Below are 5804 nucleotides of genomic sequence, written 5' to 3'. Positions count from 1 at the left end.
GCCCCGCGCGGTGCCGCCGGAGCTGCGGCGGGAGAGCTCGCGCAGCGCGAGGCCGCCGAGCGTGCCGAGCAGGGCGCCGCCGGCACCGCTGGAGCGACGTCGGCCGTAGGTGCTCGCGCCGATGGTGGGGCGGCGTCGGCTGCCGCCGAGTGCACGGGTGATGCCGGACAGGATGCCCATGGTGTCCTCCTCGTACGTCGGGCCGGCCGCGGTGCACGGCCGGTCGGGTGAGAGCCAACGTAGGCCCGCGCCCCCCTGATCCGTCCAGGGTTCGACGCCGCTGGGACGGGCGCCGCTGGGACGGACGCCGCTGAGACGGACGCCGCCGGGACGACCCCCGCACCGGCCCGGGGCTCCCGGACCGGCCGGCGTCGCGCCCGGCGGCGTCGGCTCACTTCTGCAGCGGCGCGGTCTCCGGCGTGTCCTGCCACAGCGCCACGTTGCGGGCCTCGGGCAGGTCGGAGACGTGGAAGCCGGGGTCCTCGCCGGCCTTGAGCTTGCGCTCGTAGTCCCGGAGCAGCTTCACGGCCAGGCCGCCCAGCGGGATGATCGCCACAAGGTTGATGGTGGCCATGAGCGCGGAGAACGTGTCCGCAAGGTTCCACACCAGCACCACGGAGCCGAGCGCGCCGCCGATCACGCACAGCAGCACGAGCACGCGGAACACCGTGATGGCGGGGGCGGCGTAGCGGCCGGCCAGGAACCGGATGTTGGCCTCGCCGTAGTAGGTGTTGCCCAGCACGGAGGACCAGGCCAGGAAGAAGATGATCACGGTCAGCGCGGGGCCAGCCCACTGGCCCACGGCCTGCTGCAGGGCGCCCTGCGTGACGGCCATGCCCAGGGCCTCGCCGTCGCCGTAGGCCGGGTTGGACAGCAGGATGATGAACGCGGTGGCCGAGCAGACGATCAGGGTGTCGAAGTACACGCCCAGGGACTGCACGAAGCCCTGCTTGGCGGGGTGGGAGACGGCCGCGGTGGCGGCGGCGTTCGGGGCCGAGCCCATGCCGGCCTCGTTGGAGAACATGCCGCGGCGCACGCCCTGCATGATCATCGCCATGCCGACGGCGGCGCCCGCCACCTCCTCGAAGCCGAGCGCGTGGCCCACGATCAGGGCGATCATGCCGGGGATCTCGGTGATGTTCACGGCCATCACGATCAGTGCCAGCACGATGTAGAAGACGGCCATCACGGGCACGACCACGTTGGTCACGGCGGAGAGGCGGCGCACGCCGCCGAAGATCACGAGGCCGGTGATCACGGCCAGGGCGACGCCCACGATCCACGCGGTGGTGGTGGAGAAGCCCCAGTTGGCCTGCACGGACTCGGAGATGGAGTTGGACTGCACCGCGTTGAACACGAAGCCGTAGGTCACCGTGATGGCGACGGCGAACACGGCCGCCAGCCACTTCGAGCGCAGCCCGTCGCGGATGTAGTAGGCGGGGCCGCCGTAGTAGCCGTCGTCGCCCTTCTGCTTGTAGAGCTGGGCCAGGGTGGACTCGACGAACGCGGTGGCGCCGCCGATCAGGGCCAGCATCCACATCCAGAACACCGCGCCGGGTCCGCCGATCACGATCGCGATGGCCACGCCGGCCACGTTGCCGGTGCCCACGCGGGAGGCGGCCGAGATGGTGAAGGCGCGGAACGGGCTGACGCCGTCGTTCTCGAAGCCATTCTGCGAGCCCGCCGTCACCGAGCGGAGCATCTCCGGGAGCATGCGCACCTGCACGCCCACGGTACGGATCGTGAACCACACGCCCGCCGTGAACAGCAGCGCCATGACCACGTACCAGTACTTGTCGTTGAAGGCGGAGACCGCCGCTGTGATCGCTTCCACAAGGTCACAGCCTAGGGCCTGGTGACCGCCTGGGCAGCATCGGCCGGTGGACCTCGGCCGCCTCGGCCCGGGCAGGCGTCTGCCCGGCCTCGGCCTCGGCCTCCTCGTGCAGGTCGATCAGCCGGTCCAGGCGGCGGCGCAGGTCCTCCTCGGAGGTGCCCACGCCGGCGTGGCGGGCCGCGGCGCGGGCCAGGTCGTCGGCCAGCTCGTTGCCCTGCACGCCCACGTGCCCCTTGACCCAGGTGGTCTCCACGCGGACGTCCGCGGCCTGGGCGAGGTCGACGGCGGCCAGCAGGCGCCGCAGGGTGCGGCGGACGCGCTCGCCGCGGGCGCCGCCGAGGGTCAGCCGCTCGCGGCGGGCGGCGTTGAGCAGCGCGAGGGCGGCGCGCGAGTCGGAGTGGATGGTCACGCGCTCGCCGGGGACGCCGGCCCAGGCGCTGACCACGTGGCCGAGCACGAGGGCCTCGAGCTCCACCTCGAGGGGGGTGGTGGCCCCGTTGACGGCCTGGACGGCCCACATGCTGGGCCCGCCCACGGCGGCGGCGCCGCCGATCCGGGAGCCGCGCAGCACGGAGCCGTCCACGTAGACGTCCGCCACGTCCGCCTCGTCGGAGAACGAGAGGCTGTGCGTGACGGTCGGGAGGGTACGCCGCAGAAAGCGGTCGGTGCGGCGGCGGGAGAGGAACACGCCCGAGGAGCGGCGCAGGGCGTCCTCCTCCTCCTGCGTGGCCTCGATGGCCTCCAGGGGGACGCGGGGGGACTCGGTGCGGGCCACGATCTCGGGGTCCACGTCCGGCAGCAGGTAGCTGGAGCGCTGGGTGCCCACGGGGGACTCGTCCAGCCGGTAGGACACCACCCGCATCTCCATGGGGGCGAGGACCTCCAGCAGGGACAGCAGCTCGGCGTCCCGGTCCGAGCGCAGGCGGACGATCACGGGCCGGTCCGGGGGCAGGTCCACGGTCACCGTGGACCAGAAGGCGTGGAGCTGGGCGGTGCCCACCATGCCCGCGTGCACGTGGCCGCGGACGTCGTCGCCGAGCTCGCGCAGCACGAGGTCCCGGGCCACGTAGACGATGCCGCCGGGCACCGGGTGCAGATCCATGCGCAGGGCCGGGCCGTGGTCCACGCCGGGCAGCATGGCCAGCGGGCCGGCCACCACGCGCACCCCGTCGGGGCGGACGCGGGTGCGGGGCGGGGCGGGCCGCGGGGCGGCGGGGCGGCGGTCGGTGAGGTCGACGGCGGGCCGGTCGTAGGGGATGCCCCGGGGGCGGCGGGCGCGGACGACGCGCAGCGGCGCGTGTCGCTCGGCGGCCTTGGCGCCGGGTCCACGGAACTCCCAGCCCACGTCGACGAGCGCCGCGGGGTGGCCGGCGGCGACGTCGTGGTGCAGCGAGCGGTCGACGGCCGTCCGCGGGTGGTTGATCCTGGCTCCCATAGGCATCGGCTGGTGGTCGGGGGGGACCGCGCCGGAGGTGTCAGCCGGGTCCGGGGCGGCCTTGCTGGTCCTGCCGGGAGGCGCATTCCTCCGCAAAGGGAATGCGGTCTGCCCGGGTCGATTTAATGGTCGACCATACCGACACCTGCGTCGGGCAGGCAGGTCTGTCCGCCTGTGCGACCACGAACCGGGCTCACAGCGGATCCGTGCGGTGGCGCTGCACGTCCGGGCCCACGCGCACGCCGAGGGCCTCGGCCTGGGCCCGCTGCTGGCGCAGGGAGACGCCGCCGAGCAGCAGGGCCAGGGCCCGCTCGCCCTCCTCCGGGGTGGGCGCCGCCTCGGTGAGCAGGGCGTGCAGGCCGAGTCCGCCGAGCCCGAGGGCGAGCGCGGAGAGGACCACGTCGGCGCCGTCGCGGTGGCGCAGCAGGGCGGCCTCCGCGACCTCGGCGCGGCCGGCGAGGTCGGCGATCCCGCGGTGCCGCACGGCCTCCTCGGCCTCGGCGACGATCCGGTCCGCCACGCGCGCCAGCAGGGTCTGCTTGTCCGGGACGTGCCAGTACAGGGCGGAGGCCTGCACGCCGAGCACCGAGGCCACGCGCCGCATGGACAGGTCGCCCATGCCGAAGTCCTGCAGGATCCCGACGGCGGCGTCCACCACGTCCGTCGCGCTGAGGCGGCCGCGGGAGGAGCCGGCGCGGGGTGGTGAGCTCATGCGCTCGAGGCTACCGCGCGTCGCCGTCCGGCCCCGGCCCCGCGCCCTCGCCAGGCTCGCCCTCGCCCGGCCCTGCCAGGCGCCCGCCCGCGCCCAGGCGCACGGTGCGGTCGGCCATCACGGCGGCCTCGGCGAGGTCGTGGGTCACGACGACGGCGGTCACCCCCGCCGCCCGCAGCACCTCGCGAATCTGCACGGCCAGGCGGGCCCGCAGGTCGGCGTCGAGCGCGGACAGCGGCTCGTCCAGCAGCAGCACGCGGGGCCGCGGGGCGAGGGAGCGGGCCAGCGCCACGCGCTGGGCCTGGCCGCCGGAGAGCGACTGCACGGGCCGCTCGGCCAGCTCCGCCAGGTCCACGAGCTCGAGGAGCTCGGCCACCCGCGCCCGGCGCCGCTCGCGCGGCCACCCGGCGGCCTCGAGCCCGTAGGCCACGTTGCGGGCCACGCTGCGGTGGGGGAACAGCTGCCCGTCCTGGAACACCATCCCCACGCCGCGCCGGTGCGTGGGCACCGCGGCCACGTCCTCGCCGTCGATCTCGACGACGCCGCCCACCACGTCCTCCAGGCCCGCGATCCCGCGCAGCACCGTGGACTTGCCGGAGCCCGAGGCGCCCACGAGGGCCACGATCTCCCCGGGGGCCAGCTCCAGGTCCAGTCCGCGCACGGGCGTGGTGCCGTCCGGGTAGGCCACGCTCAGCGCGCGCAGGCGCAGGCCGGCGGGGTCGCGGCCGGCCCTGCCGTCGTCGTGGCCCCGGGGTGCCGGGTCCGGGGTCGCGCCCCGGGACGTCCTCGTGGTGCGTGCCATCAGATCCCTCCTCGTGAGGCCGCGGCCCGCGGGCCCAGCCGTTCGCAGGCCATCATGGTGCCGGCGCTGAGCACGGCGAGCACCGTGGCCGCCGCGAGCGCCATGCCGTAGTTGTCCGCCCCGGGCCGGCCGAGGAGCTTCACGATCAGCAGGGGCAGGGTCTGGTAGTCGGGGCTGGAGAGGAAGCTGGTGGCGCCGAACTCGCCCAGGGACACCGCGAACGCGAACCCGGCGGCCACCCCCAGCCCGCGCAGGAGGAACGGGCCGTCCACGGTGGCCAGCACCCGCAGCGGGCCGGCGCCCAGGGTGCGGGCGGCCTCGCGCAGCCGCGGGTCCACGGCGCCGAGCACCGGCACCAGGGAGCGCACCACGAGCGGCAGCGCCACCACCGCCTGCGCGATGGGCACGAGGGCGCCCGAGGCGGCCAGCGCCGGCGCCTCCGCCCGCAGGGACACCACGAACCCGAAGCCCACCGTCACCGCGGAGACGCCCAGCGGCAGCAGCAGGGCGCCGTCGAGGCCGCGCTGGGCCCGCCGCCCCGCGGCCGAGCGCACGGGCCGGGTGAGCAGCAGCGCCAGCGGGACGCCGATCAGCAGGGTCAGCAGCGTGGCGTCCAGCGCGATCCGCAGCGAGTGCTCGAGGGCCTGCGCCGGGGTGACGCCGCCGGAGAACCCTGCCCCGGGGCTCGAGGCGAGCAGGCGGTAGTTGCGCAGCCCCCAGCCCTCGCTCGAGTGGAAGGAGCGCAGCAGCAGGGTCGCCAGCGGCGCGAGGACGAGCAGCGCCGTCGCCAGGGTGACGGCCACGGGCGCGGCGTCCGCGCGGGTGAGCCGGCGCACCGGGGCGTCGCGCAGCCGCAGGGCGCGGCGGGGGGGGCCGTCCCCCGCCGGCGGGCGGGGGCCCGCCGCACCGCCGAGATCCTCCTCGAGGCGCGCGTGGGCGCGGCCGACCTGGCCCTGGACGAGCAGCTCATGGAGCTGCACGGCGGGGACTGGGAGGGGCTGGAGCTGACGGCGATCGCGCA

5 protein-coding genes and 1 pseudogene are annotated in these 5804 nt (G+C 75.7%); all 6 read right to left on the bottom strand.

The genetic code is table 11. The annotated features are described in order from the left end of the window. Positions 1–180 (bottom strand): annotated as a pseudogene (locus NWP10_RS10230) (hypothetical protein); the annotation flags it as partial. Between the two features lie 211 nt (positions 181–391). Next, positions 392–1834: a sodium:alanine symporter family protein gene (locus tag NWP10_RS10225; protein WP_258300832.1), complete on the bottom strand. Its 1443-nt coding sequence runs from the start codon at positions 1832–1834 to the stop codon at positions 392–394. Positions 1835–1838: 4 nt separating this feature from the next. Next, positions 1839–3269: an RNase H family protein gene (locus NWP10_RS10220; protein WP_258300831.1), complete on the bottom strand. Its 1431-nt coding sequence runs from the start codon at positions 3267–3269 to the stop codon at positions 1839–1841. Between the two features lie 193 nt (positions 3270–3462). Then, complete coding sequence (locus tag NWP10_RS10215; protein ID WP_184173567.1) at positions 3463–3981, bottom strand: TetR family transcriptional regulator; 519 nt, start codon at positions 3979–3981, stop codon at positions 3463–3465. A gap of 10 nt (positions 3982–3991) precedes the next feature. Then, complete coding sequence (locus NWP10_RS10210) at positions 3992–4783, bottom strand: ABC transporter ATP-binding protein (RefSeq protein WP_258300830.1); 792 nt, start codon at positions 4781–4783, stop codon at positions 3992–3994. Then, positions 4783–5804: ABC transporter permease (locus tag NWP10_RS10205; RefSeq protein WP_375162486.1), on the bottom strand; the 1022-nt coding region annotated here is incomplete at its 5' end. The genes NWP10_RS10205 and NWP10_RS10210, both read right to left, overlap by 1 nt.

The organism is Micrococcus sp. HG099 (genome assembly GCF_024723355.1).
GTDB classification, from domain to species: domain Bacteria; phylum Actinomycetota; class Actinomycetes; order Actinomycetales; family Micrococcaceae; genus Micrococcus; species Micrococcus endophyticus.
This window is presented reverse-complemented; position numbering and strand designations above follow the sequence as displayed.

Bases quoted from the DNA above. Each gene is read 5' to 3' on its own strand.
- NWP10_RS10215 (WP_184173567.1), bottom strand. From the start codon at position 3,981: ATGAGCTCACCACCCCGCGCCGGCTCCTCCCGCGGCCGCCTCAGCGCG.
- NWP10_RS10220 (WP_258300831.1), bottom strand. From the start codon at position 3,269: ATGGGAGCCAGGATCAACCACCCGCGGACGGCCGTCGACCGCTCGCTG.
- NWP10_RS10210 (WP_258300830.1), bottom strand. From the start codon at position 4,783: ATGGCACGCACCACGAGGACGTCCCGGGGCGCGACCCCGGACCCGGCA.